The organism is Nocardia albiluteola (assembly GCF_018860155.1).
Classification (GTDB): domain Bacteria; phylum Actinomycetota; class Actinomycetes; order Mycobacteriales; family Mycobacteriaceae; genus Nocardia; species Nocardia albiluteola.
This window is the reverse complement of sequence record NZ_JAHKNI010000002.1, coordinates 489905-514696: the sequence shown is the minus strand read 5'-3', so window position 1 is coordinate 514696 and position 24792 is coordinate 489905. Positions and strand designations below refer to the sequence as shown.

At 69.7% G+C, this 24792-nt stretch carries 25 protein-coding genes; 11 read left to right on the top strand and 14 right to left on the bottom strand.

Features of this window, described 5'->3' with window-relative positions:
- Positions 1–79: 79 nt before the first annotated feature.
- Positions 80–400, top strand: a complete 321-nt coding sequence (locus KO481_RS08195) for an EthD family reductase (protein WP_215916379.1) — start codon at positions 80–82, stop codon at positions 398–400.
- Here the strand turns inward: KO481_RS08195 and KO481_RS08190 are convergent.
- Both KO481_RS08190 and KO481_RS44270 read right to left on the bottom strand, forming a co-directional pair.
- Positions 397–945: a MarR family winged helix-turn-helix transcriptional regulator gene (locus tag KO481_RS08190; protein WP_215916378.1), complete on the bottom strand. Its 549-nt coding sequence runs from the start codon at positions 943–945 to the stop codon at positions 397–399. The two genes, KO481_RS08195 and KO481_RS08190, sit on opposite strands and share 4 nt — an antisense overlap.
- On the bottom strand, positions 942–3311 hold the full coding sequence (locus KO481_RS44270) for an FUSC family protein (protein ID WP_215916377.1): 2370 nt from the start codon (positions 3309–3311) through the stop codon (positions 942–944). The genes KO481_RS08190 and KO481_RS44270 overlap by 4 nt, the downstream gene beginning before the upstream one ends.
- Positions 3312–3395: 84 nt before the next feature.
- Between KO481_RS44270 and KO481_RS08180 the strand changes: the two genes are divergently transcribed.
- On the top strand, positions 3396–3794 hold the full coding sequence (locus tag KO481_RS08180; protein ID WP_215916376.1) for a VOC family protein: 399 nt from the start codon (positions 3396–3398) through the stop codon (positions 3792–3794).
- A 161-nt stretch (positions 3795–3955) separates the two neighbouring features.
- Here KO481_RS08180 and KO481_RS08175 read toward each other — a convergent pair whose 3' ends face one another.
- The 6 genes from KO481_RS08175 to KO481_RS08150 all read right to left on the bottom strand — a co-directional run bounded on the left by KO481_RS08175 (position 3956) and on the right by KO481_RS08150 (position 10657).
- Entirely contained in the window at positions 3956–5038 is a 1083-nt protein-coding gene (locus KO481_RS08175) for a helix-turn-helix transcriptional regulator (RefSeq protein ID WP_215916375.1), read from the bottom strand.
- 298 nt (positions 5039–5336) lie between these two features.
- Complete coding sequence (locus KO481_RS08170; RefSeq protein ID WP_215916374.1) at positions 5337–6131, bottom strand: aldose epimerase family protein; 795 nt, start codon at positions 6129–6131, stop codon at positions 5337–5339.
- A 168-nt stretch (positions 6132–6299) separates the two neighbouring features.
- On the bottom strand, positions 6300–7304 hold the full coding sequence (locus tag KO481_RS08165; RefSeq protein ID WP_215916373.1) for a lactonase family protein: 1005 nt from the start codon (positions 7302–7304) through the stop codon (positions 6300–6302).
- A 37-nt stretch (positions 7305–7341) separates the two neighbouring features.
- Complete coding sequence (locus tag KO481_RS08160; protein ID WP_215916372.1) at positions 7342–8796, bottom strand: sugar porter family MFS transporter; 1455 nt, start codon at positions 8794–8796, stop codon at positions 7342–7344.
- Positions 8797–8979: 183 nt separating this feature from the next.
- On the bottom strand, positions 8980–9783 hold the full coding sequence (locus tag KO481_RS08155) for an NAD-dependent epimerase/dehydratase family protein (protein WP_215916371.1): 804 nt from the start codon (positions 9781–9783) through the stop codon (positions 8980–8982).
- A gap of 43 nt (positions 9784–9826) precedes the next feature.
- Positions 9827–10657: an IclR family transcriptional regulator gene (locus tag KO481_RS08150; protein ID WP_215916370.1), complete on the bottom strand. Its 831-nt coding sequence runs from the start codon at positions 10655–10657 to the stop codon at positions 9827–9829.
- A gap of 211 nt (positions 10658–10868) precedes the next feature.
- Between KO481_RS08150 and KO481_RS08145 the strand changes: the two genes are divergently transcribed.
- Genes KO481_RS08145 through KO481_RS08130 form a run of 4 tightly spaced genes read left to right on the top strand, consistent with a single transcriptional unit; the run spans position 10869 to position 15564 of the window.
- Complete coding sequence (locus tag KO481_RS08145) at positions 10869–11864, top strand: LysR substrate-binding domain-containing protein (RefSeq protein WP_245400544.1); 996 nt, start codon at positions 10869–10871, stop codon at positions 11862–11864.
- Positions 11865–11903: 39 nt separating this feature from the next.
- Positions 11904–12818 (top strand): 5-dehydro-4-deoxyglucarate dehydratase, encoded by a 915-nt coding sequence (gene kdgD, locus KO481_RS08140; RefSeq protein ID WP_215916369.1) that lies wholly within the window; start codon positions 11904–11906, stop codon positions 12816–12818.
- Between the two features lie 15 nt (positions 12819–12833).
- Positions 12834–13976 (top strand): L-talarate/galactarate dehydratase, encoded by a 1143-nt coding sequence (locus KO481_RS08135; RefSeq protein WP_215916368.1) that lies wholly within the window; start codon positions 12834–12836, stop codon positions 13974–13976.
- A 40-nt stretch (positions 13977–14016) separates the two neighbouring features.
- On the top strand, positions 14017–15564 hold the full coding sequence (locus KO481_RS08130) for an aldehyde dehydrogenase (NADP(+)) (protein WP_308166423.1): 1548 nt from the start codon (positions 14017–14019) through the stop codon (positions 15562–15564).
- Positions 15565–15723: 159 nt separating this feature from the next.
- Here the strand turns inward: KO481_RS08130 and KO481_RS08125 are convergent, their stop codons facing one another.
- A complete protein-coding gene (locus tag KO481_RS08125; protein ID WP_215916366.1) occupies positions 15724–16452 on the bottom strand; it encodes a CHRD domain-containing protein in 729 nt (242 codons plus the stop codon).
- Between KO481_RS08125 and KO481_RS08120 the strand changes: the two genes are divergently transcribed.
- Positions 16451–16618, top strand: a complete 168-nt coding sequence (locus KO481_RS08120) for a hypothetical protein (RefSeq protein ID WP_215916365.1) — start codon at positions 16451–16453, stop codon at positions 16616–16618. The two genes, KO481_RS08125 and KO481_RS08120, sit on opposite strands and share 2 nt — an antisense overlap.
- Positions 16619–16851: 233 nt before the next feature.
- On the opposite strand, the gene sepX is transcribed toward KO481_RS08120, so the two are convergent.
- From sepX to KO481_RS08100, 4 genes are all read right to left on the bottom strand, one after another.
- Entirely contained in the window at positions 16852–17982 is a 1131-nt protein-coding gene (gene sepX, locus KO481_RS08115) for a divisome protein SepX/GlpR (protein ID WP_215916364.1), read from the bottom strand.
- 207 nt (positions 17983–18189) lie between these two features.
- Positions 18190–18840 carry a GNAT family N-acetyltransferase gene (locus KO481_RS08110; protein WP_215916363.1) on the bottom strand — a complete coding sequence of 217 codons (651 nt, stop codon included), beginning with the start codon at positions 18838–18840 and terminating at the stop codon, positions 18190–18192.
- Positions 18841–18851: 11 nt separating this feature from the next.
- Positions 18852–20105, bottom strand: coding sequence for a molybdotransferase-like divisome protein Glp (gene glp / locus KO481_RS08105; protein ID WP_215916362.1), 1254 nt, complete (start codon positions 20103–20105; stop codon positions 18852–18854).
- A gap of 89 nt (positions 20106–20194) precedes the next feature.
- Positions 20195–21163, bottom strand: coding sequence for a UTP--glucose-1-phosphate uridylyltransferase (locus tag KO481_RS08100; RefSeq protein ID WP_215916361.1), 969 nt, complete (start codon positions 21161–21163; stop codon positions 20195–20197).
- 247 nt (positions 21164–21410) lie between these two features.
- Between KO481_RS08100 and KO481_RS08095 the strand changes: the two genes are divergently transcribed.
- The 4 genes from KO481_RS08095 (at position 21411) to mscL (ending at position 23923) form a co-directional block, all read left to right on the top strand.
- Positions 21411–22001, top strand: a complete 591-nt coding sequence (locus KO481_RS08095; RefSeq protein ID WP_372451949.1) for a 5-formyltetrahydrofolate cyclo-ligase — start codon at positions 21411–21413, stop codon at positions 21999–22001.
- Between the two features lie 111 nt (positions 22002–22112).
- The gene (locus KO481_RS08090; protein WP_215916360.1) at positions 22113–22439 is read left to right on the top strand and encodes an FmdB family zinc ribbon protein; all 327 of its coding nucleotides are present in this window, start codon (positions 22113–22115) and stop codon (positions 22437–22439) included.
- 210 nt (positions 22440–22649) lie between these two features.
- Positions 22650–23381, top strand: coding sequence for an SAF domain-containing protein (locus tag KO481_RS08085; RefSeq protein ID WP_245400542.1), 732 nt, complete (start codon positions 22650–22652; stop codon positions 23379–23381).
- Positions 23382–23515: 134 nt separating this feature from the next.
- A complete protein-coding gene (gene mscL / locus KO481_RS08080; protein ID WP_215916359.1) occupies positions 23516–23923 on the top strand; it encodes a large conductance mechanosensitive channel protein MscL in 408 nt (135 codons plus the stop codon).
- Between the two features lie 149 nt (positions 23924–24072).
- On the opposite strand, the gene KO481_RS08075 is transcribed toward mscL, so the two are convergent.
- Positions 24073–24753 carry an MspA family porin gene (locus tag KO481_RS08075; RefSeq protein ID WP_215916358.1) on the bottom strand — a complete coding sequence of 227 codons (681 nt, stop codon included), beginning with the start codon at positions 24751–24753 and terminating at the stop codon, positions 24073–24075.
- Positions 24754–24792 lie beyond the last annotated feature (39 nt).

Here is a 24792-nt window from a genome sequence, read left to right as displayed (position 1 = left end):
TACCCACTTCTCTGAATTAACGTCGACAACCGTCAGCGGTCGCTGATATCCCCCGCAGATCAATCGAGAGAGGTGTGCCGTGACGGCATCAGGTAACCCCACCAAGATCAGCTTTGTCTACTCCAACCCCACCGACCCCGACGCCTTCGAGGCGGCCTACCCCGAGCAGCTCACGCTCGCACGCAAACTGCCCGGCCTGACCCGGCTGCAGGAATCGAAGGTCTGGCCCAAGGAGGACGGCGGCCCGACCCCGGCCTACCGCCTGCTGGACCTGTACTTCGCCGACTACGCCTCGGCCAGTAGCGCCGCGGCCGAGGCGGGTCCGCTGGTCAAGGCCACCAAGGAGCACGCCACCGGGGGCGTGGTGATCGCCTTCGCCGAGATCCTCGAGGACGCCTAGTAATCGAAGCTGCCGAGCTGGCCCTCGAGCAGGAGCAACAGGTCCCCGAGAATACGGGCCAGGTCGGCCTGTTCCGGGCCGGGAAGGCGGGACAGCAGCGCGCGCTCGTACGAGAGTTGTTGCGGCATAATCCGATCGATGAGGTCGCGACCGGCATCGGTGAGCGTGAGATGCGCGATCCGGCGGTCGCGATTGTCGGCGCGGCGCTCGACGAGGCCGCGCTGCTCGAGCCCGCGCACGCGCTTGGTGACCGCGGCCGGAGAGGCGAAGGTTTCGCGGGCGAGGCGGCTGGGCGTCAGCTCGCCGCCGACCCGCCGCAGCGCACTGAGCAGATCGAATTCCGGGCGGCTCAGCTCGGCCCGCCCCAGCGGCCCGTCGGTCACCCGCTGCAGCAGTGCCGCACAGCGATTGATGCGGCCCAGCACCGCAATCGGCGCCAAATCCATGTCGGGCCGCACGGCCGCCCATTGCCGTAGCACACCCGCGACGGCATCCTCTGGGACCGAGGCATCCTGCTGTGCAACAACGTCTTTCGGAGACTTCATCGGGACACCGCCGCGAGCCGGACCGGAAGTTGGGCCAGCACTTGATGACCCGCGCGCTCGGAGGCGACCACTCGATCCTGGGCCACCTCCGTGCTCCACCACTCCCCCGCGGCGACGTCGGCGGACTCGCGCAGCTCCACGAGTGCGGCCGCAAGCCGTTCGCGCACACCACGATCCGCGATCCCCGAGGCAAGCGCCGCCCGGGCCCGCGCACCGACCGCATCGAGTTCGCGCAGCGCCACCGCCACCCGGTCCGCCGCGCGCCGGTTCGGTACCGCGAAGCAGATCGCCACGGCCACCAGCGCGCCCACACAGGTGTCGAGCCAGCGATCCACTGCCAGCCGCCCGGTGGACAGCGGTCCGGCGAACTCGACCATCGCCAGCGCCATGGGCGTCACGAATATCTGTGCCACCCAATAGTTCCGCGAAATCGTCGCCTCGACCACGAGCTGACAGCATAGAGCCATAGCCACCAGGCCCACCGGGCTGTGGGTCACCGGCACCAGCACCGTGAACAACCCCAGGCCGACGAGATTGCCGACCACCCGCTGCACGGTGCGATGCCACGACTGCGCGGTATTGGCCACCACCAGCACACCCGCGGTCATCACCGCCCAGTACGGCCGGTCCACCCCCAGCAACACCGACACCAGCCCCGCCACCGCGGCCGCAACCGCAACACGAACGGCGACCGGGAACCCGGCCGACCCCGGACGAAACGGCCCGGCTACCCGTCGCAGTCCGCTCGGCGCCCCGACCGCACGCTGCATCGCGATCCCCCGCAGCTCATCCTCCTCGGCAACATCGCAGTCCACCACCGGCACCGCCCGCCCCGACCGCAATCCCCGCGCCCAGTCGTCGAGCAGATCCGCCTGATCGGACTGTGCTGCACCGGAATCGGAGTCCACTGCGGACACCGAAGATAGTGAGCTGGAAGAACGAGCAAGCTCGAGCCACCCCGACCGCGCTTGCCGCGCGCACTCGTCCGGCAGACCAGCCCAACCCGATCCCACCACACCGGAATCGGAGTCGGCCACCGGAGACGGGGAGCCGCAGGAGCGAGCGGACTCGAGCCGCCCCGACCGCGCTTGCCGCGCGCACTCGTCCGGCAGACCGGCCCAGCCGGATTCCACCGCACCGGAATCGGAATCGGCCACCGGAAGTCGACGGCTGATCCGCATCGACTGCGCGGACTCGTCGACGACGTCGGCCCCTGTGGATTGCGATGCCACGGACTCGGATTCGTGCGCCGAAGGCTGGGCGAGGGCGCCGGCCCACTCGGCAATCGCGGTCCGGCACTGGATCTGCCCACCGGCGAACCGGACGGCCCGCACCCCAGGTTGCAACCCTCGAGGCCCGTAGGTGTGCGTGCCGACCACCGGTATCGCTTGTTCCCACCCCGGCGGTACGTACACACGGCTGAGTTCCGCCCCACCGGGCGGCCGGAACCCACGCGGCGCAGCGGATCCCGCAACGTCCGCGCTGGAATACGTGGCGGTGGCCAGGGATTCGGCGCGCACAAGCAGGCGGATCAGGGCGGACAGCTCGGCGGCGCGGGCCACGCTACGGGCCGGAACCAGGCGCACGGTGTGCCAGGCGGCGTGGGTCGCGGCTGCGGCGTCGTATCGGGCGCGGGCGAGATCCTTGGCACACACCGTCTTCCCGGCTCTCGCGGCGCCACTCGTCTGCACGGCGCTACCGACCTGCGCAGCGCTTCCGGCCCCGGCGGCCAGGCGAATCAGGCGCGCGGTCGCCGCGAGCGCCCGCGCCACGGCGAAGCGTTCCGGGTCGTGCGGGCGGATCAGGGCCGGGGCCAGGCAGACCAGCCAGGCCAGCACGCCGCCGCACAGCACGAGAAGCAGGCGGGAGGGCACCTCGGCCAGGCGGATCGGCAGGAATCCGGCCGCCGAGACAATGAAGGTGAAGATGATATTGCCGGGCGGGCCGACCCGGGACGCGTCGCAGACCAGCTTGTATACGCCCGCGAGCAGCGCGAGAACCAGCACCTTCGCGACGGCGGAGGTGGTCGACGCCGCGGTGAGCAGAGCCACGCCCGTGCCGGCGACCATTCCGAACACCACCCACGCCAGCGCCCGGGCCCGCGCGGCGTACGGCAGCCCGTGCCCGTACAGGGCGCAGAGCCCGCCCGCGCACGTGAAGAAGGCCAGCTGCAGATGCCCGGTGACCAGCAGCGCCACCTCCGGCACCCCCAGCGCGATCAGCCCGCTGGCCGCCGAGCGGCGCCAGGTGTCGACGACCGGCCGCAGCCGGAACACCCCCTGCAGTGACAACATCCGCCCGGCGCGCCGCAGCCACCCGGTCGAACGATCGACCAGGTGCGGCGTCGGGGAGGAAGTCGGAGGCACTCGAAAAGGTTAGCAGATATTTTACTAGGAAAATATCTTGCTGCGGGCCCTCCCAACACCGCACGGCGCGCCTACGCTCGACGCGTGCACCTGGAACTGATCGCGATCGTGGTCGAGGACTACGACCCCGCCATCGAATTCTTCGTCCGGACCCTGGGGTTCGATCTGATCGAGGACACGCCGTCCCGCACCAACGACGGCCGCCCCAAGCGGTGGGTCGTGGTCCGCCCCCCGGGCGCATCCACCGGCATCCTGCTCGCCCGCGCGGACGGCGATCGGCAGCGCGCGGCGATCGGCAACCAGGCGGCCGGTCGCGTCGGATTCTTTCTCCGGGTCGACGACTTCGCGGCCGCACATCGCCGGATGACCGCCGCGGGTGTGGAATTCGTGACCGAACCCCGCACCGAGCCCTACGGCCGGGTCGCCGTCTTTCTGGACATTTCCGGCAACCGCTGGGATCTACTCGGAGATGCCGGCACATAAAGGACGGCCGGGATCACAATATGTGCCGTCGCTAACCAATTAGCGTACTGGACGCCCTTTTTAAATCCTGCCGAACGGAAGGGTGGAGAAATGCGCCTCGGGCGCATCGGCCGAAATCCGCCCACCCGATCCGAAATACTGCCGTATCGAAGGGTTCGGTGCTACTCGGGCGCCGACGGCGTCCGGGTCCGCGGCGCGGGCAAATCCCGCCGCAGCATCGACTGCCGGAACGCCCGCGGCGACATGCCGCGCCAGCGGGTGAAGGCGTGGGTGAAGTTCGCGGTCTCGGCGTAGCCCAGCAGCCGCGCGACCTCCTCGATCGTCGATCCACCCCGCAACAGCTCCGCGGCCCTGGTCTCCCGGGCGCCGTTGAGCAGGCCGCGGAAGCTCACCCCCTCGTCGGTGAGCTGGCGGCGCAGAGTGCGCACCGTGATGTGCAGCTCGGAGGCGACCTCGGTCATCGTGGGCACCATGCCCGAATCGCGCAGCAGGCGGTCGCGGACCGCCGCGGCCAGTCCGCGACCGGTGCCGGCTAGCTGCCGCAGGGTCTCCGCGAGCTGACGCTCCGCCATTGCCGCGGTCTGCGGATCGGCGTGCGGCATGGGCAGTTTCAGCAGGGACCGGGAGACGATGAGCCGATTGCGCGGCCGTTCGGCCAGCACCGGGCACCGGTCGAACGGCGGGTGCGTGGCCAGTTCCCGCGCACGCGCGGCGGGTATCTCCAGCTCGATCTCGGTGACCGGGAAATTGATCCCCAGGCTGTCGCCGGCCATGAAGACCACCGCGACGTCCCGCTCGACGAAGAAGGCTCGCACATCCTCGGGAATCGCGGAACCGTCGACGACGATCGCGATCTCGGGCCCGCCCTCGTCCTCGAGCGAATACCGCGCGGCCACCGGGACCAGCGCCTGATAGCGGATGGCGGTGGCGATCACCGCACCCGCGGTGGCACTGGCCAGTGCCGCGAGACCCGCCAGTCCGGCATTGCCGAGGGTGGCGCCGCGCGCGGTCTCCGCACCCAGTCCGGGCCGATCCCCCAGGCGCCGAAGCAGGTTGCGTGCTAGAACGTATTCCTGATCCGGCCAGAATTGCGCGAACTCGTCGGCCAGCTTCTCCGCCGTAATTCCTGTGTCCGCTAATAACGTTGCATCGTCCAGACCGTGCGCCCGCCCGACACCGATCATCATCCGGACAGTGGCGCCGCTGCGAGGGAGCGCGCCGAACGGACTACCGAAGGCAACCACCGTCCGAAATTACCAATATTCGGTCCGTTCGTCACATTCTGGCTTCCCGTAAACGGTCCCTACTCTTGATTTGTGCGTGTTGGTGTCGCCGGGGGACACAGGAAGGCCGTAGCCGTGGACAGGTTCAGTACGTGCTGGGTGGAACCCATTGGGCTCACCCCCGAACGAGCGCACTCCATCATGCAGATGCATCTCGACTGCCATACGGACGAGTGCCCGCGCCGCCGGGCCGCGGTGCGCACGCTCATCCAGTCCGGGCACCTGGTGCCCGACTCCTCGCGCGTGCACTGAATCCGGCTCAGGCCAGACCCCGCCAGCTCCAAGACATCTCGGCCGCGAGCGGTGCGCCGGGAGCGACGACCGCGGGATCGGTCTCGAGCCCGTTGGGCGGTCCGGACTGCGGTTCCACACACACCGTGTCGGGCGGCAGGTCGTAGACGACCACCCACCGCAACGGGCTGGCGATCGTCAGCTCGAGCGCACCGGGCCAGGTGAGCGTGACGTCCACCCCGTCCGGCATGCCGAAGCAGTCGTCCCACGGACCGGGCAGCGGCGCGATGCGGTGACCCGTCGGCAGGTAGTCCTCGCCCCGCTGCTCCTGCCAGGCCGGCGCGAAGGCGATCTCGACGTCCTTGCCGCCGGCGTGCAGCCGCCGGTTGAACCAGGGATGCCAGCCCGCCTGCGCGGGAAAGGAATCCGACGCGGCCTCGACCGTCATCGCGAACGCGGCGGAATCGGCGTCGAGCGCGAACGACTGCGTGACCCGTCCGGCGAACGGCCACGGGGCACGCAGGTCCTGCGCCAGTACCAGCTCGGTGTCGTTGTGCCGCACGACCTCCCAGGGATGGTCCCGCACCGTGCCGTGGATCGCGTGCGGTTCGGCGTTGCGCGGCAGCTGATATGTGTGGCCGCCGAACTCCAGTACGCCCTCGCGCATCCGCCCGCACCACGGCGCCATCGGGAAGCACCCGAAATGCGCGCCCGTGTGCAGCACGTCGGCCTCCCCCACCCGGAACCGGGCGATCCTGCCCGTGGCGGCGTTCACCGTCAGCCGCGCGGCGCCCGCGCTCAGATCCAGTTCGTGGTCGGTCACCGAGTCCTCCTGCGCCACAGTTCACCTCCATGTCTGCCGAACGCTGTCAGCGAAGTACCGGAACGTCGTCCGGCGTGCCGGGGCCGGGATTCGCCGCAGCGAAACACGCCGCGAACCGGCCCTCATCGGCCCGTCCGCAGCCTACCCCCGCACCGCAGACAACCCCGGTTACGGCAGCTCCACCAGCTCCACCCAGTTCGGATTGCGGCCCACGGCCTGCTCACCGCGCGGGGTCAGCGCCCCGGTGTCCGGATCTATCGCGTACACCGTGAGCGCATCCGACTCCTGGCCCGCGGCAAGCAGATACCGCCCGCTCGGGTCGATTCCCATGCCGCGCGGGCATGCCTGGGTCGCGGTATGCCCGAGCGGCGACAGTGCACCGGTGCCGTCCACCCGGAATCCCGCGATCGTGCTGGACCGCCGCTCGGACACGTAGAGGTACCGGCCGTCCGGGGTGAGGCGCAGCTCGGCCACCCACGGTTCCGAACACCCCTCGGGTACCGCGGAATACGTGTCCATCGGAAGCAGATTCCCTGTCCCGGAGTCGAATTCGTAGCTGCCGACCGTTCCGTCGAGCTCGTTGGCGGCGAAGACGAACCGCCCGTCCGGATGGAACACCAGATGCCGCGGCCCCGCACCGGGTTTGGTGGAGACGAACGCCGGGACGTTGGGCGTCGGCAGCCCGGTGGCCGGATCGAACAGGTACTGCAGGATCGCATCCCCGCCCAGCACCGCCGCGAACAGATACCTGTTCGAGGGATCGGTCACGATGGAATGCGCATGCGGCGGCGTGGCGAGCACCTCGATCGGCTCGGAGGCGACGATCCCGCTCCCGGCGATGGCGTTCATCGAGATGACACTGCCGGTGTAGGAGGCCGCCAGCAGGTAGCGACCGGTGCGGTCGGTGGACAGGTAGGCCATGTTGTCCGGCAGTGGGACCGTGGCGAGCTCGGTCAGATCCCCGGTGCCGGAGTCGATTCCGAAGCAGGCCACCGCATACGGCCGCGACCGCAGCGAGGCGTAGAGGTAGCGGCGATCGGGGCTGACCGCCAGCGGCATCACCGCGCCGCCGACGCGCACCCGCCGCACCGGCCGCAGCGTGCCGTCCGCGCCGAGCCGCAGCACCGCGATCTCCGCGCTGTCGGCGTTGGACACGTAGACGACCGTCGTCATGTCTCATCCTCTCCGTGCGCCCGCGGCGCGCGTCGTCTCACGCCGACTCCGCCGCGGCGGTCCCCGTCGGCGCGGCCGTTTCCGGCGCCGCCTCGTCTACCGGAGCGACCGCACCGCCGACCCGGCCCCGCAGATCCAGCTCGATCTGTTCCAGGCTGCGCCCCTTGGTCTCCGGCACATACCGCTTCACGAGCACGAACAGTACGACGCTGACCGCGGCGAAGATGTACGCCGACCACCCCAGGCCCAGATGGTCGCTCATCACCGGGAACAGGAAGGTGATGGCGAATGTAGCCGCCCACAGCACCGTGCTGCCGGTGGCCATGCCGACGCCGCGGATCTTCAGCGGGAAGATCTCGGCCATCATCACCCAGACCACCGCGCCCCAGCCGAGCTCGTACCCGACCCAGTACAGGCACAGCAGAAGCAGCGCAACGATTCCGGTGCCGGTGCCCTTGTGCAGTTCCATCACGACGATGCCCAGCAGAATCAGCGACAGTGCCATCAGCACGTTGCCGATCAGCAGCAGCGGCTTGCGGCCCCACCGGTCCACCACCAGGAACACCCACGCGGTGAACACCAGCTTGACCGCGCCCATGATGATCGAGGCCAGCAGCGAGCCCGAGGTGGCAAGGCCCAGCTGCTTGAACATGGTCGGCGCGTACAGGTTCACCGCGTTGGTGCCCGCGAACTGCTGACCGATGGCCAGGATCAGCGCGACGACCAGGGCCGGGCGCGCCCACGGCGCGATGAGCTCGCGCAGCGATCCACGCTGTTGGGTGTCGATTCGGATGACCTCGCGGATGCTGCCGAGCTCGGCCTCGATGTCGTCGTCGCGATGGGTCTGCTGCAGCACCGCGCGCGCCTCGTCCTCGCGCCCGGCCTTCACCAGCCAGCGCGGGGTCTCCGGCATGATCATCAGGCCGAAGAACAGGATCACCGCAGGAATCGCGGCGATGGCGAACATGATTCGCCAGTTGGCCGAGCCCGCACCCGACAGCGCCCAGTCGATGACGTAGGCGATCAGGATGCCCGAGACGATCATCAGCTGGTTCAGCGTCGAGAGCCGTCCACGCGCCCGGGTGGGCGCGAGCTCCGACAGGTAGGTCGGCACGGTCGCCGAGGAGCATCCAACGGCGACGCCGGTGATGAAGCGCGCCACCACCAGGACCCCGAAGCTGGGCGAGAACGTGCAGCCCAGCACGCCCAGGACGAAGACGACCGACGCGACCATGATGGACGGCCGCCGCCCCCAGCGCTCGGTGATCCGTCCGGCGAAGATCGCGCCGAAGACCGCGCCAGCGGCGAGGCTGCCGCCGACGACGCCCTGGGCGAACGAGCCGAGCTTCCAGAGCGGGTTGATGAACAACAGCACCCCGGAGATCACCCCGAGGTCGTAACCGAAGAGGATCCCCCCGAGCGCCCCGAAGAAGTACAGGTAGGAGACGCTGATCCGGCGCCCCCGCCCGGGCGCCGCTGCCGACTGCTGCATGTGAAGCTTCCTTACTACCAAGCGAGTGTGCTCAGGGTCACATGCTCAATAGGCGAACGCAATACACATCCCGATGCTCATTCGGTATTGCGTCATGCATTCATATATGTGAACTCGTCGCAGCCTCAACCCCTGCCCGATAGACCCGCCTGTGGTGACCCAGGTCGGCGACGACAGGGCCGGTTACAGCGGATTGTGTTGTCCCAGTGGGATGTCGCAGAAGGCGCCGCCGATGTACCCGGGCAGCTCGCCCGCGGGCACCCGATCGGCGTACCGCTCGGCGTCGTCCAGGCTCCGATACCCGATTTCCCGCGCCTCGCGCAGCGACACCACCGCGCGGGTATTGGCCGAAACGCCCCACAGCACACGATATCCGGGTTCGTCGGTGGCCAGGCACGCCTCGAGCAGCCGGGCGCAGTCGTCCGGGGACATCCACAGCGAGAGCTGGCGCACGTCGGCGGGCTCTTCGAAGCAGCTGCCGATGCGCAGGCAGCTCACGTCCATCCCGAATCGCGAATGGTACAGGCTCCCAAGGGATTCGATCACCGCCTTGCTCACCCCGTAATAGGTGTCCGGGCGCGGGCTGCTGTCGCCGGGCAGGCCGTCGGGGCCCGCCTCGCCGATGGTGCGGAATCCGACGGCGTGGTTGCTCGAGGCCAGCACCACCCGCGGCACGCCCGCCGCGCGCGCGGCCTCGAGCACGGTGCGGGTGCCGTCTATATTGACCTCGAGGATCCGGTCCCAGGCGTCCTCCCGGCTGATTCCGCCGAGATGGATGATCGCGTCGACGTCGGCGCAGGCGCCCGCCATCACCGCGGCGTCGGTGATCGAGCCGGTCAGAATCTCGACCGCCTCACCGGGCGCGGCGGGGTCGGGCGGCGCGATGTCCAGCAGCCGCAGCACCCGGCCGGGGCGGGCGAGGCGGGTGCGCATCAGCCTGCCGAGGATGCCGGCGGCGCCGGTGACGAGAACGCGCTGATCAGGCATGGTGAAACTCCTTGGTCTATCCGGTGATGAGAAGCCGCGCGGGTCAACGGATTCCGGCGCGGCGCAGCCGCATGGCCAGCAGGGTCGCCGCCTCGTGCAGCGCCGCGCCGATGCGGTGCTGCTCGGCCTCGGTCACCCGCTCCAGCGGCATCGAGCAGCTCAGCGCGTCGGTGGCCGGGATCCGATAGGGCACCGCGGCCGCGGCGCAGGCCAGCCCGACGGTGCCCTCCTCCCGCTCGGTCGCGTATCCGCGGTCGCGCACCACGCCCAGTTCGTCGTGCAGGGCGTCGCGATCGGTCAGGGTGTGCTCGGTGAGCGGCGCCAGCCGGGCCGGGAGCAGCGCGGCCAGTTCCGCATCGGACAGCTCGGCCAGCAGCGCCTTGCCCAGCGCGGTGGCGTGCGCGGGCAGCGTCCGGCCCACCCGCGAGATCAGATGTCCGGAGGTGCGCGATTCCCGGGTCTCGAGATAGACCACCTCCGCACCGGCCAGCCGCGCGTAGTGGACGGTGAAGCCGGTCTCCTCGCGCAGGCGTTCCAGGGTTTCGGTGACGAAGGGCATCACCGGATCGCGGTCGAGGTAGGCGGTGCCGCAGATCAGCGCCCGCACGCCCAGCCGGAACCGCGCGCCGGACTCGTCCGCCTCGATCCAGCCGGCATCGCGCAGGGTGCGCAGCAGGCCGTGCAGGCTCGAACGCGGAAAACCCGTGGCGTCGTGCATATCCGACAGCGACAACCAGGACCGGTCCGCCGCGAACACCTCGAGCAGCGCGATCGCGCGCCGCGCGGATTTCACCCCGCTCGCGGCCTCGGCCCGGGCATCCCCGGTCACCCGCTCGACATCGGTACGGCGATCGACCTGACCGCGGCTCTGCATGACACTCCTCACACGCTGGGGCGGCTACCGCCGACCATCGTTGGTTCGCCAGGCTAACCAGGCATCCAAGCATTCTCAATCCTGAATATCTCCGGTTTACCGAACTAATTCATATATATGAAAACTATACTGATACCTCTTCAGCATGTGGTGATGCTCAACTGATGTTGGACTGGTATCAGTTACGGGCCCTAGCCTGCAAAGGAAACCGATGGACGAACAACCCCTGCATACCGACCCGCGCACCCCAGGAGCACACATGAACGACGGCAAGCTGTCGGCCATGCTGTCCCTGGAGCAGGTGCGCGGCTTCGTGGTCGTGGCCGAGGAGGGCAACTTCCGGCGTGCCGCCGAGCGACTGCAGATGACCCAGCCGCCGCTGAGCCGGCAGGTGCAGAAGCTCGAGCGCGATATCGGGGTGCTGCTGCTGGATCGCACCCAGCGGCAGGTCGAATTGACCCCCGCCGGTGCGGTTTTCCTGGCCGAGGCGCGACGCCTGCTGGCCCTGGCCGAGGCGGCGCCGAGCACCGCGCGACTGGTCGCCGCGGGGCACACCGGCACCGTCCGGATCGGCTTCACCGCCACCGCGGGTTTCGGTTTCCTGGGCCGGTTCCTCAACCAGATCTCCCGGGCGCTGCCCGAGATCGAGCTGGCCCTGGCCGAGCAGGTCAGCGCGGCGCAGTTCGACGAATTGTCCAGCGGCAAACTGGATCTGGCCTTCGCCCGGCCGCCGTTCGACCGCGCGGAATTCGACGGCCGGCTGGTGCACCGCGAACCGCTGGTGCTCGCGGTGCCCGACGGACACCGGCTCGCGACCGACCGGCCGATGAAGATCGACGAGCTGGAGGGCGAGCGGCTGCTGGTCTACGCGCCGGGCCCGGCCCGGTATTTCGCCGAACTCATGACCAGGATGCTGGCCGGGGTCTCCTACGACACCGCCGACCGGCTCACCCAGGTGCACACCATGCTCGCGCTGGTCGCCGCCGGACGCGGCCTGGCGCTGGTTCCCGAAACCGCCAGCCACCTGCACCCCGAGGGGGTGTGCTATCGCCCGCTGATGGAGGTGCGCGAACCCGTCGAGCTGTACGCGGTCTGGCGGCGGCACCCGGCCAATCCGGCGCTGCGCCGCGTCATCGATCTGCTGGAGACGTGGCCGGCCGCCAACCCTGTCCACCCCGCAAGCTCCGCCGGCTCACCGTCCCCGTAGAGCCCGGCACCGATAGGTCGTTCCCGAGGAGGAAACCCCGTGTCAGAGATATCCGCCGAAGATCTCGGCCCCGCCCTGGGGCGCGGGCTGCTGTCGTTCCCGATCACGCATTTCGATGCGGAGCTGGCCTTCGACGAGGCCGCGTACCGGGACCACATCGGCTGGCTGGCGCAGCACGACGTGGCCGGGCTGTTCGCCGCGGGCGGCACGGGTGAGGGATTCTCGCTGACCACCGCCGAGATCGACCGGGTCGTGCGCGCCGCGGTCGCCGAGACCGGCGGGCGGGTGCCCGTCATCGCGCCCGCCACCGCGGGGACCGCGGTCGCGGCGGAGCAGGCGCGCAATGCCGAAGCCGGTGGGGCACAGGGCATTCTATTGTTGCCGCCGTACCTGACCGAGGCCGGTCCCGACGGGCTCGTCGAGCACGTGGCCGCGGTGTGCGCGGCGACCTCGCTCGGGGTGATCTTCTACAGCCGCGCCAACGCGCAGATCGACGACGTGACCGTGGCCCGGATGGCCGAGAGGTGCCCGAATCTCATCGGATTCAAGGACGGCGTCGGCAATATCGAGACGATGACCCGCATCTACGCGCGCATGGGCGAGCGCCTTACCTACATCGGTGGGCTGCCCACGGCGGAGACCTTCGCGCTGCCGTACACCGAAATGGGCGTCACCACATACTCTTCGGCAATCTTCAACTTCGCCCCGGAGTTCGCGCTGGAGTTCTACCGGGCCGTGCGCGCGCACGATCGCGAGGCGGTCTACGGGCATCTGCGCGCGTTCGTGCTGCCCTATCTGGACATCCGCGACCGGCGCAAGGGCTACGCGGTGTCCATCATCAAGGCGGGCCTGACCGCCGTCGGCCGCCCGTCGAGCCGGGTCCGCCCACCGCTGACCGATCTGACGCCGGACGAGCTCGCCGAGCTGACCGAACTTGTGAAAACGATTGCCTGACAGGGATATCGACGCATGACACAGAATCTCAGCCCCGCGGTGCTCGACCGGATCACCGGCGTCAGGCTCTCCTCGGTGACCCTGCCGCTGCCCACCGGCATCAGCGACGCCAAGGTCCTGACCGGGCGGCAGCGGCCGATGACCGAGGTGGCGGTGCTGTTCGCCGAGATCACCACCGAGGCCGGGCTCGAGGGCATCGGCATCGGCTACTCCAAACGCGCGGGCGGCCCCGGCCAGTTCGCGCACGCCAGGGAGATCGCCCCGGTCCTGATCGGCGAGGATCCCAGCGATATCGCCAAGATCTGGGACAAGCTGATGTGGGCGGGCGCCTCGGTGGGCCGCAGCGGGCTGTCCGTGCAGGCGATCGCCGCGTTCGACGTCGCACTGTGGGACATCAAGGCCAAGCGCGCGGGGCTGCCGCTGGCCAAACTGCTGGGCGCACATCGCGATTCGGTGCGCTGCTACAACACCTCCGGCGGTTTCCTGCACGCGCCGATCGAGGAGGTGCTCGAGCGTGCGGGCGAATCGCTCGCCTCGGGCATCGGCGGCATCAAGATCAAGGTGGGGCATCCGGACAACGCTGTGGACATCGCCCGGGTCACCGCCGTGCGCGAGAAGATCGGCGACGCCGTACCGCTGATGGCCGACGCCAACCAGCAGTGGGACCGCCCGACCGCGCGCCGAATGTGCCGGGCGTTCGATCCGCTACAGCTCGTGTGGATCGAAGAACCCCTGGATGCCTACGATTTCGCCGGGCACGCGCAGCTGGCGCGGACCTTCGACACCTCGATCGCGACCGGCGAGATGCTGACCAGCGTCGCCGAGCACGCCGAATTGATCCGGGCCGGAATCGATATCGTGCAGCCCGATGCGCCGCGCGTCGGCGGCATCACCCGCTTCCTGGACGTGATGGCCCTGGCCGGGCGCGAACATCTACAGCTGGCACCGCATTTCGTTATGGAGGTGCACGTTCATCTGGCCGCGGCGTATCCGATCGAGCCCTGGGTGGAACATTTCGAATGGTTCGACCCGCTGTTCAACGAGCGCCTCGAGATCCGGGACGGCAGGATGCACCTGTCCGCCCGCCCTGGACTGGGCGTGACGCTCAGCGAGCAGGCCCGCGCCTGGTCCGTGGACGAATACGAGCTGAAGGCCTGAGAGGGCCCACACATGCCGACGACACCTGGTGGAGGACACAGTGACTGCCGAGACATCCCCGGCCGACATCGATCGCATCGTCTCCGCGGCGGTGCATGCCGCGGACCGGCTCGCGGCGACGACCCCCGTCGAGCGGGCCCGCCTGCTCGAGGCGGCGGCCGACGCGTTGGAGAAGGCCTCCGACGAGCTGGTCACGCTGGCGGCCAAGGAGACTCATCTGCCCGAGCAGCCGCGTCTGCGGGGTGAGATGGTGCGCACCGTCTTTCAGCTGCGACTGTTCGGCCAGGTGCTCACCGACGGCGAATTCCTGAGGGCCGCAGTCGATCACGCCGACGCGAAGTGGCCGATGGGCCCGCGCCCGGACATTCGGCGGATGACCGTGCCCATCGGGCCGGTGCTGGTCTTCACCGCGAGCAACTTCCCGCTCACCCTCAGCGTGGCCGGACACGACACCGCCGCCGCCCTCGCCGCGGGCTGCCCGGTCGTCATCAAGGCGCACCCGGGACATCCCGAGCTGTCGGAGCGCACCTTCGAGATCCTGGCGCGGGCGCTGACCGAGGCGGGCGCGCCCGAGGGCACCGTCGGGATCATCTACGGCCTGGAATCGGGTGTGACGGCGCTGCGGCATCCGGGCATCGCCGCGGCCGCGTTCACCGGGTCCGAGGCCGGTGGGCGGGCGCTGTTCGACATCGCCAACGCCCGGCCGCGGCCGATCCCGTTCTACGGCGAGCTCGGCAGCGTGAATCCGGTGGTCGTCACAGCGGCCGCGGTGGCGGCGCGCGGCGTGGAAATCGCCACGGGGTACGCGGGTTCGTTCACCCTGGGCGCGGGGCAGTTCTGCACCAAGCCCGGTCTGCTGCTGCTGCCCGCGGGCCACGGCCTCGAGGACGAACTGCGGGCGGCGGTCGCGGCGATCCCGGCGCAGCACATGCTCAACGAACGCATCGCACATGGCTACCGCGCGGGACTCGAGCGGCTGACCGAACATCCGGCCGTCGCAGTGCTTTCCGATCCCACAGGCTCAACAGATACACCGTCCCGGGCGCTTTCGGCATCCGCCGACTCCGCGGGCTCAACCGACACACCTTCCCAGGTGCCCCCCGCGCCCGCCCCGGATACCGCGGAGTTCGGCCCGACGCTGCTGCGAGTCAACGGCGCCGATTTCCTGCACCATTCGGAATCGCTGGATGCAGAATGCTTCGGCCCGGTCTCGCTGATCGTGGAATACGAAGGCCCCGAACAGCTCCGGGCGATCCTGCGCGAGCTGGAGCCGGGCCTGACCATCACGCTGCAGGCCGAGGAGTCCGACGCCGAGCTGGTCGAGAGCCTGCTACCCGGGCTGACCGCGCTGGCCGGACGCCTGATCTGGAACGGCTGGCCCACCGGGATCACCCTGTCCTGGGCCCAGCAGCACGGCGGTCCCTACCCGGCCACCACCACACCGCAGTTCACCTCCATGGGCACCGCGGCCATCGACCGCTTCCTGCGTCCGGTGGCCTGGCAGGGCTTCCCGGAGGCGCTGCTGCCCGCACCGCTGCGGGACGCCAACCCGTGGGACGTACCCCAGCGAGTGGACGGAAAGCGTTAGCTCCCAACGAAATACCGCGGCCCTTGATGCGACATCGTGCGCGCATCAAGGGCCGCAGGCATTTTCACCTGCTATCCGAGCGGACCTGGGCGAACCGTCGTGCGGCCGATGCTGTTCGTGCACCGGCCGGGCGTGCACGGCATACCGTCGACCGCTGGCTCAGCCCTTCACATTCGCGCAGAGGATAGGCGCGAACTGCATGGTCGGCTTGTCCCCAGCGAGGATCTGCGACATCGGTCCCATGTGCACGTTGACATACCAGCCGGTGGCCGGCGGGGCCGTGGTCACATTCTGGACCGTCGTGCTGACCGTGCCCTTGCCGGAGGCATCGGCCTGCAGATCGGGCAGCGGATACACCACATCGCCCTGTGCGGCGCAGGTGCCCTTGTGAATATGCACCGCATGGGCGGAGTTGGCGGGCAGGCCGGTCGCGGTGAGATCCACGTGCAGGCTGTGCTTCGCGGCGTCATAGGCCAGCGCGACCGTTCCGGCGGGGGTCACGCCCTTCGTCGGCGGCGCGCTCATCTTGACGGTCACCGGACCGGCCGCGGTCGTCCCGGCGGCGATGTCGCCGCACGCGATCGAGGTGAAGCTGACATCCCCCGGGTTACCGACGGTCGCCATCGGCGCCAGGTGCACGTTGATGTAGGCGCCGGTGGGAATCCCGGCGGGGGCGGGCTTGCTGACCAACGTCTGCTTCGCCACACCCATGGCGTCGGCGGTGATATCGGGGAACGGAATCGAGGGCGGCTTGGTCTGGTCCTTGCAGACCCCGGGATGGATGTGCATCGCATGGGAGCTGCCCGGGGTGAGGCCCCACAGATCGACCGCCGCGGTGACCTCCTTCGTCGCGGAATTCCAGGTCAGCGAGACGGTGCCGGTGGGCATGGTGGCGAGGTGGAGCGGGGCCGTCGCGGACGGCGAGGCCGACGAAGCCGGTGCGGCCGAGGGGGAGGAACTGGACGTCGTCGAGGAGGAACAGGCGGTCGCCGCGGCGAGCAGTCCGGCCACGGCACAGCACAACAAGGTTCGTTCGATCATGTCATTCCCCTAGCTGAGAGGTCTGCCGGCGGGTCCGTCACGAACCCGGCTACTGGCGTGCAGGGGCCCGAATGCGCATCTGCCGCGCACCGTGCCCGCGGGCAACTCGTCCGCCCACATGGTTGTACTACGACAATGGCGCCCCATCGGTTCACCGGCCGAGCGACGTCGATAACGCCCGGACGACCAACCGCCTGAATCCGATTCTGCTCCCGCGCGGCGGATCCCGGGCCACTTCGCGCGTCCCTATTCGCCCGCGGCGCGACGGATCTCCCCGCCACCGGCGCGGGTGGCGCGGGCCACGGTCGCGTCGAAGGTCTCGAGGAAATCGAAGGACGGGTCCTCGTCGTCGACATCCAGCACGACGGCCCGGCGACGCAGGTCCCTGGCCGTCTCGCGGTCCATCGACGGAGCCTCGGGGGCGCGCGCGTCACTCGGCTCGGCCTTCGCGGCCGAGGGACGGGCGCCGCGCGAGAGCCGCGCGGTGCGGCGGCGGCGGATGTCCTCCTCGATGCGCACCTGCCGCCGCAGATAGATCAGGTAGGCGACCAGCACCAGCACCGAGGCGCCGCAGCCCCACCACAGCATCCGCGTCACCGCGACCGCGAAGGCACCGAACAGCAAGGCGCTCAACGCCAATCCGAGCGTGGTGCGCTGCCGGAAGCGATAGCGGGCGGCGCGGGCCACCGCGTCGGCCTCGGGGTCGTACCCGCCGCGACCGCGCCGGATGGGCACGATGCGGCCCACGGTGAACTCGGAATCCCCGGTCTCTGGGTCGGCGTACTCGACCTCCGGCTCGGCGAAGTCGTCCGGCTCCCGCGGCGGGGCCGCGCGGCGCGGCTCGGCGTGGCGCGGGGACTTCTCGGATTCGTCGTAGTCGCCGGGCGCGGCGCTCCCCCGCGCCTCGCCGTCTCCCATGTCGTCGTGGTCGGCGGCCGGATCGGCCGCCTCCAGGTCGCCAGTTTCGATCTCGGCGTCCTCGATGCCCGCCTCGTCGATCACACTCTCCCCGGCGCATTCGGCGTCGTCGAACTCGTCCACCTCGGCCTCGATGACCTCGCCCTCGCCGGTCACGCCGCGGGTACCGCTTTCGTCGTCGCGCTCGGTGACGGGCTCATCGGCCGAAGTCGTCATCCGATCCTCCGCATCATCGCCGTGAAATAGCTTTCTCTGCACGCGCCTGGGTACCCAGTCCGGATCGGAATCGTGCCCCGAGGCGGGCCTCGACTGGCTGCTGGTGCCGCCGCGATGCAACACCCGAGTGGCCAGAGCGGTGTCGGTCGTGCGCCGGATGCGCGGATACCGCGCGGCGAGCAACGGAAACAGCACGAAGACCCAGAGCACCACCAGACCGATCCACAAGATCGAATTCGGCACCGCGCTCACACCTCCGTCCCCGCCGGCCCTCCGTGCCACCGATGCCATATCCCGGCGTCGCGGCGAGAATCATGCCGCCTCGTCGGGCCACTGCACCGGCTCCCTTCCGGCGATGCGGGACGCACCACCGACGTGCGTAGGCTAGTAGGACCCCGAGTGAATATCCGCAAGGCGCGCCGTCCACATCCGTCACACTAGTAACAAGTGTCAGGGATTGATTACCCGTCCGGAGCGGATCAAACGTTCGACCACGGTCCCCGAAACCTCCTCCACGGTCATGGCGACCAGCAGGTGGTCCCGCCAGGCGCCGTCGACGTCGAGATATCGGCGCAGCATGCCCTCTTCGCGGAAGCCCACGTTGCGCAGCACGGCCTGGCTGCGCTCGTTCTCGGGGCGCACGGTCGCCTCCACCCGATGCAGCCCGACGGGCCCGAAGCAGTGGTCCAGCCCCAGCGCCAGCGCGGCGGTGGCCACGCCCTTCCCGCCGGCATCCTTGGCGACCCAGTAGCCGATCCACGCCGACCGCAGCGCTCCGCGCACGATATTGCCGATGGTGAGCTGCCCGCTGAACGCCCCGTCCACCTCGATCACCAGGGGGATCATCGCCCCGCGACGGGCCTCGGCCTTCAGGCTCGACCACAGCGAGGGCCAGTTCGAGGGATGGTTGCGCGCCTCCCACGCCCCGCGCCCGGTCGGCTCCCACGGCTCGAGGTGCTCGCGATCGCGCACCCGGATGCGGGCCCACGCCGACGCGTCGCGCAGCCGGATCGGCCGCAGCGAGACCTGCCCGCCGGCCACCCGCACCGGACCCAGATGCGCGGGCCAGCCCGGATGCTGCGCGGATCGGAAGACGTTCATATCCATGGTGTTCAGCCGCGTTGCGCGAGGAAAGCGACCTGAACCTCGTCACCGGTGCGGACCTCGGTGACATCGGGCTCCAGGACTATCAGGCCGTTCGCCTCGGCCAGGGTGGACAGCAGATGCGACGAGCCGTTCACCCCGAGCGGTTGCACCAGATAGTCGCCGGTCTGCTCGTCGCGCATCAACTGGGCCCGCAGATAGCCGCGCCGGCCCGCCATGGAGCTGATCGGCATGATGGTGCGCGCCCGCACGATTCGCCGCATCGGATGGCGCCGGCCCAGGGCGATGCGGATCAGCGGCCGCACCATCACCTCGAAAACCACCAGCGCGCCAACGGGATTCGATGGCAGCAGGAAGGTCGGCACCTCGTCGCGGCCCAGCCGGCCGAAACCCTGCACCGACCCGGGATGCATTGCCACACGGTCGATCTCGAGCTCGCCCAGACCCTCGAGCGCCTCGCGGATCTGCGCCGAGGCCCACCCGCCGACCGCACCGGCGATCACCACGACCTCCGAACGAACCAGCTGCCCCTCCACCACATCGCGCAGCCGTCCCGGATCGGCGCTGACGATCCCCACCCGGTTCACATCCGCGCCGGCGTCGCGCGCCGCGGCCGCGAGCGCGTAGGAATTCACGTCGTACACCTGGCCCGGACCGGGTGTGCGATCGATGTCGACGAGCTCCCCGCCGATCGAGATCACCGACAGCCGCGGGCGCGGATGCACCAGCACCTTGTCCCGGCCCACCGCGGCAAGCAGGCCCACCTGCGCCGCGCCGATGATGGTGCCCGCGCGCACCGCGACATCGCCCGGCTGCACGTCGTCGCCGATGCGCCGCACGTAATCGCCCGTGCGGACCGGCTCGTAGACCTTGATGCGGGCGCGCCCGCCGTCGGTGAAGTCCACCGGCAGTACGGCATCGGCCAGGGTGGGCAGCGGCGCGCCGGTGTCGACCCGCACGGTCTGACGGGGCTGCAGCCGGATCGGCTGCCGCGACCCCGCCTCGACCTCGCCCACCACAGGCAGCGTCAGATCGACGGGATCGCCTGCCTCGTCCCGGATGTCGGCCCCCGCGCCCTGCACATCCACGCTGCGCACCGCGTAGCCGTCGATCGCCGCCTGGTCGAAACCGGGCAGCGGGCGCTCGGTGACCACATCCTCGGCACACAGCAGGCCCTGGGCCTCGGAGATCGCGACCCGGACCGGCCGCGGCGCAACGGCCGCCGCGGTCACCTTGATCTGCTGATCCTCCACCGAGCGCATGCAGCCCTTCCTACTCTCTCCGTCTCCAATACGGCGATCCCGCCGGTCCCGGCCGGTTTCGCCGCAGGCTGCCGCAGCGCTCGCCGGATCTACTCCGACGAGGTCCGCTGTGGATCCCAGTCGGGACCCAGGCGCCGTTGCAGCCACTCGCGCAGAGCGGGACCGTATTCTTCCCGCTCCAAAGCGAAATCGACCGCAGCTCGAAGATAACCGCCCGGGTTGCCCAGGTCGTGGCGCGACCCACGGTGCACCACAACATGAACCGGATGCCCCTCGGAGATCAACAGCGAAATCGCATCGGTGAGCTGCAATTCGCCGCCGGCGCCGGGCTCGATGCGGCGCAGCGCGTCGAAGACCGCGCGATCGAGCAGATAGCGTCCGGCCGCGGCGTAGGTCGAGGGCGCGTCGGCCAGATCGGGCTTCTCCACCATGCCGTTGACGCGCAGCACATTCGGATTGGCGGCGTCGGGCACCGTCGCGACATCGAAGACGCCGTACGCGCTGACCTCGTCCTTGGGCACGTCGATCGCGCAGAGCACCGATCCCCCGCGCTTGCGCCGCACCCGGCTCATCACATCCAGCACGCCCGAGGGCAGCACCAGATCGTCGGGCAGCAGCACCGCGATCGCATCCTCGTCGGGATCCAGGACCTGCTCGGCCTGCGCCACCGCGTGCCCGAGGCCCAGCGGCTCCTCCTGGATGACCGAGGTGACATCGAGCAGCCCGGGCGCCTTGCGCACCTTCTCCAGCAGCTGGAACTTCCCGCGCTCGGCGAGGGTGCCCTCGAGCACCAGATCCTCGACGAAGTGCGCGACGACGCCGTCCTTACCGGGCGAGGTCACGATCACCAGGCGGGCGGCCCCCGATTCGGCGGCCTCGGCGGCGACCAGCTCGATACCGGGCGTGTCCACGACCGGCAGCAGTTCCTTCGGGACGGTCTTGGTCGCCGGCAGAAACCGCGTCCCGAGTCCGGCCGCGGGCACCACCGCGGTACGGAAGCAGGACACCGGACCACCCGTCCGACCGTCGCTCACGGAATCGCTGCGCGATGCTGTCATAAAGCACACCCTATCCATCAGTCCTGTCGGCCGGACCGGCTCCGCTCGGCCCCGGCACACCGGGAAGCCTAGGCGGCGGCCCGCACGGCCGCGCGGTGAGACGCACCCCGGGCGGTCCAGCCGATTTCGCCGCCGCCCAGCATGCTTGCAGCAATTCCCCGTCACACCGAATCGGAAACCACGGCTACGCTCGTGCAGAGCGAACATAACCGGAGGCGACACGAGCGAAGCGGAGGCCGGGATCACCGTGGACAGCGCAGTTCATCCGAACAAACAGGACTGGCGCGCCGAGTTGCTGGCCCGCCGCGCCACCCTGGACCCGGCCGTGCGGGAGGCCGAGGCAACGGCCCTGGCCGCGACGCTGGCCCGGCTCCCCCTGGCCGCGGCGGGCGACATCTGGGTGGCCGCGTACGTGCCGGTGCGCGGCGAGCCCGGCTCGACGGCGATGCTCGACGAACTGCGCGCCGCCGGGGCCCGGATACTACTGCCACTGACCGGCCCGCCCGGGCCGCTGGACTGGGCCGAATACACCGGCAAGCAGGGCCTGCAGCGCGCCCGCTACGGGCTGCGGGAACCGTCGGGGGCCAGACTGTCGCCGGCCGCGGTCGGCTGGGCACACACGATTCTGGTGCCCGCACTGGCCGTGGACCGCCGCGGCGTCCGGATGGGCCGCGGCGCCGGATACTACGACCGGACGCTGCCAGCGGCCCGGCCCGGGGCCCGGCTGATCGCGGTGGTCCGCGACGAGGAAGTACTGGACCTGCTGCCCGAGGAACCGCACGACGTCCGCATGGGCTGGGCGCTGACGCCCGGGGCGGGCCTCACCCAGCTGGGCTGACCGACCCGTAAGCTCCGCCACCATCCCCCGCTGACCGGGAATTATCCGCCGATTGGCATCGTTGGCACTGTCGGCTGTAGAGTGCTAACGACGGAGACTGTGGAGGTTCCTGTGCCTACTTACTCGTACCAGTGCACGCAGTGCGGCGATAAGTTCGACATCGTCCAGTCGTTTTCCGACGACACCCTGACCGTGTGCGAGAAGTGCGACGGCAAGCTGCGCAAGCTCTTCAACTCGGTCGGCATCGTCTTCAAGGGCAGCGGCTTCTATCGCACCGACAGCCGGGGCGGCTCCAGCACGGCCAGCGAGCCCGCCAAGGCCGAATCGTCGTCGAGCAGCTCCTCCTCCAACGGCTCCTCGAGCAGCTCCGCCTCGAGTTCGTCGTCGTCGAGCAGCACGTCGTCGAGCAGCAGCACCGCAAGCAACTCGGCCGCCTGAGCGGCCCGGCGAGGTGTCATAGCCCTCGACCGACCGCTGCTGGGCGCTTCGAGCGCGCACATCCCCATCGAACACGGACAGTACTCGCGCGGACTCCGGCGGATTGCGCCTGCGCGCGAGTTGTCCACAGCTCTCACGTTATCCACAGCCCGATGTCGACCAGCGTTTTCCTGAGCCGCGGCGGGCGCGCCCGGCCGTAGCGTGCCGGGCATGACCAAGCGCATGCCGAGCATCCATCGCCTGGGCGCGGACCGCGGCGGCGACCGCGACCTGGGGCGCGCGCCGCGCTGGGAAGCGCTGCTCGACCGGCGCCCGGCCTGGGCCGATGCGGTGCTGGCCCGCCGGATCCTCGCCGCCGCCCTCACCGCGCTGGCCGGATACCTGCTTCTCCGCGGCGATCCGGCGTCCCACCGCATCCCGGCCGTCGTGGCCGCGCACGATCTCGCGCCCGGTCAGACGATCGTCGCGGCCGACCTGCGCCGCGCCGAATTCGCCGCGGGCGCACTGCCGGCCGGGGCCCTGCACGAACTCGCCCCGCTCGAGGGCGCCACCCTCACCACCGCCATGCGGGCCGGGGAGATCTTCACCGACGTGCGGATCGTCGGCCCGCGCCTCGCGGCCGCCGCGACCGGGGTGGCCGGCGCCCGGATCGTGCCGATTCGCCTGGCCGACAACGCCGTAGCCGACATCCTGCGGTCGGGAGACCGGGTCGACGTGGTCGCCGCCGACCCCGAGTCCGCGGTGTCCTCGCCGCAACCCCTGGCCGTCGGCGCGGTCGTCGTGTCGGTCCCGGGCGGCGAGAAGTCCGGGCGGGAGCGCGCGAGTCCGGACAGATCCGGGGCCGCGAGCGAGCGCATCGTGCTGATCGCCCTGGATTCCGCACACGCCACGACGGTCGCCGCCGCATCCCTGCGTACCGCGCTCACCGTGGTTTTTCAGTAGAGTTCATCCCGGTTGCCAAGTATTTGCCGCATGATCATCTAGCATCCTCGACACCCGGCCCCAACGTGGGCGCCCCACGCCATGACGAGAGGTTTCGGCGCGAAGCGGGTGAACCAGATGAGACAGGAGCAGCAATGCTGAAGGGTTTCAAGGACTTTCTACTCCGGGGGAATGTGCTCGATCTGGCGGTCGCGGTCGTGATGGGTGCGGCATTCACCGCGATCGTCAAGGCATTCTCCGACGGCATCATCACGCCGTTGATCAATATCTTCGGCGGCACGGGCGATCTGGGCCTGGGATTCCGGCTCGTCTCCGACAAACCCGCGACCTACGTGGCGATGGGACCGATCATCACCGCCGCGATCAACTTCATTCTCATCGCACTCGTGGTGTATTTCGTCCTGGTACTTCCGGCCTCCCACGCCAGGAAGCGCTGGGGTAAGGCGGAAGATCCGGAGGCCACCGAACTCGCGCGGCTCACCGAGATTCGCGATCTGCTCGCCGAGGTCAATCAGAGCTCGGGCGGACGTCACGAGTTCTGAGCCACGCGGCAGCCGGTAAGCGTGGGCCCGGCGCACACGGCACCGGGCCCACCCTCCTACCGAGTTCCCGTGATTCCAGCGAAGGGGATGCCGGAATCAATTCCCTTGGCCCCGGCCGCAATTGGCCGGAGCGGGATCAGCTGGTCCGATCAGCCGATGCTGAACGGGGCGCCCCAGAGGGTCACCCAGCCCTGGATGGTGGAGGAGTTGATTTCGTAGCTGACGAACGAACGCGCCTGGGCGTACCCGGCGCAGCCGGTCAGGCCGATCGTCTCGTCCTTCCACGACACCGAGGCGTCGTTACCGGTGAAGGACGTGTGGGTCGAGTGGTGGTCCTGACCGAAGTCGTCCTTCTTCTCGATGTCGAGAATGTAGAACGCCTGCGCCTGGCCGGGGCCGAGGCTCAGGTTGCCACCGGTGCTAACACCCGCGGACGGGGTGACCTTGCCCGAGCTGTCCCAGCTGCCACCGACGCTCGGAGAGGCGTTGACGCCACCGCCGGCGATGTTGACCTGGCAGCCCACCACGTAGCCCGGGTAGATGGCGCCGCCGTTGACCGAGGAGTCACCGGTCAGGTGGACGTGCGCCGAACCCGACACCCAGGCGTTGCGGTGCACGGGGGTCGAGCCCATCGACGGGTTGATGTTGGCCGACTCGTGGTCCAGCCAGCCGTGCACCTGGGTGCCGTCGGAGAAGGTCTGCACGACGTTGCCGCCCGGCAGCGGCACGAAGGTGTCGGCGTTGGCCGCACCGGTGGAGAACAGGCCGAGAGCGGCGGTGGCGACAGCACCGACGCCGGCCGCGCGGGCCAAGGTCTTACGGATGTCCATGTTTGTTTCCCTCGAGGGTGAATCGCTATGCGCGAGAAT

Bases quoted from the DNA above. Each gene is read 5' to 3' on its own strand.
- KO481_RS08190 (WP_215916378.1), bottom strand. From the start codon at position 945: ATGAAGTCTCCGAAAGACGTTGTTGCACAGCAGGATGCCTCGGTCCCA.
- KO481_RS08165 (WP_215916373.1), bottom strand. From the start codon at position 7,304: ATGACGACGGTCGTCTACGTGTCCAACGCCGACAGCGCGGAGATCGCG.
- KO481_RS08160 (WP_215916372.1), bottom strand. From the start codon at position 8,796: ATGCAGCAGTCGGCAGCGGCGCCCGGGCGGGGGCGCCGGATCAGCGTC.
- KO481_RS08155 (WP_215916371.1), bottom strand. From the start codon at position 9,783: ATGCCTGATCAGCGCGTTCTCGTCACCGGCGCCGCCGGCATCCTCGGC.
- KO481_RS08150 (WP_215916370.1), bottom strand. From the start codon at position 10,657: ATGCAGAGCCGCGGTCAGGTCGATCGCCGTACCGATGTCGAGCGGGTG.
- KO481_RS08145 (WP_245400544.1), top strand. From the start codon at position 10,869: ATGGACGAACAACCCCTGCATACCGACCCGCGCACCCCAGGAGCACAC.
- KO481_RS08135 (WP_215916368.1), top strand. From the start codon at position 12,834: ATGACACAGAATCTCAGCCCCGCGGTGCTCGACCGGATCACCGGCGTC.
- KO481_RS08120 (WP_215916365.1), top strand. From the start codon at position 16,451: ATGGTGGCGAGGTGGAGCGGGGCCGTCGCGGACGGCGAGGCCGACGAA.
- KO481_RS08125 (WP_215916366.1), bottom strand. From the start codon at position 16,452: ATGCCCACCGGCACCGTCTCGCTGACCTGGAATTCCGCGACGAAGGAG.
- KO481_RS08110 (WP_215916363.1), bottom strand. From the start codon at position 18,840: ATGAACGTCTTCCGATCCGCGCAGCATCCGGGCTGGCCCGCGCATCTG.
- glp (WP_215916362.1), bottom strand. From the start codon at position 20,105: ATGCGCTCGGTGGAGGATCAGCAGATCAAGGTGACCGCGGCGGCCGTT.
- KO481_RS08100 (WP_215916361.1), bottom strand. From the start codon at position 21,163: ATGACAGCATCGCGCAGCGATTCCGTGAGCGACGGTCGGACGGGTGGT.
- KO481_RS08085 (WP_245400542.1), top strand. From the start codon at position 22,650: ATGACCAAGCGCATGCCGAGCATCCATCGCCTGGGCGCGGACCGCGGC.
- mscL (WP_215916359.1), top strand. From the start codon at position 23,516: ATGCTGAAGGGTTTCAAGGACTTTCTACTCCGGGGGAATGTGCTCGAT.
- KO481_RS08075 (WP_215916358.1), bottom strand. From the start codon at position 24,753: ATGGACATCCGTAAGACCTTGGCCCGCGCGGCCGGCGTCGGTGCTGTC.